We start from the raw sequence: 540 nt of genomic DNA on the forward strand, positions 1-540 counted from the left end.
GTTTCCGACATGTCCCGCGCCTGGCGCACCGCAGCGATCCGCTCGTCGAAATAGCTTGCCGGCGCCAGATGCGACGAGGTGTTGCTCAGGATCAGCCGGTCGATCCGCTCGGGCGCGTGGATGCCGAGCCACTGCGCGACGAACCCGCCGAGCGACAGGCCAAGGAAATGTACGCGTTGCAGGTCGAGCGCATCGAGCAACTCGATGACGTCGCGGCCAAGCCGGTCCAGCGAATAGGCGCCGACCGGAACGCTCGATCCGCCATGGCCGCGAAAATCGTAGCGCAGGACACGAAAATGCTTCGACAATTCGCCGACCTGCCCATCCCACATGTGCAGCGTGGTGCCGATGGAATTCGACAGCACCAGCACCGGCTTGCTTGCCTCGCCGTCGAAGCGGTAGGCGATGCGCGTGCCATCGCCCGTTGTGACGAAATTCAGCTCATTCATGATGAAGATTCCTTCTGGAACGTTGAACGAGACAGAGCCTAGCTGTGGAGCGATTTTGTTGATATTACAAAGATAAGACAATCTCTGTAAC

General features: G+C 59.6%; 1 protein-coding gene. It reads right to left on the minus strand.

All coding sequences use genetic code 11. The features are described from left to right. A partial coding sequence (locus EN884_RS37995; protein ID WP_127394549.1) for an alpha/beta fold hydrolase occupies window positions 1–449 on the minus strand: 449 nt, incomplete at its 3' end. Between the last annotated feature and the right edge of the window lie 91 nt (window positions 450–540).

The sequence above is a fragment of the Mesorhizobium sp. M7A.F.Ca.AU.001.01.1.1 genome (genome assembly GCF_004022735.1).
GTDB classification, from domain to species: domain Bacteria; phylum Pseudomonadota; class Alphaproteobacteria; order Rhizobiales; family Rhizobiaceae; genus Mesorhizobium; species Mesorhizobium ciceri.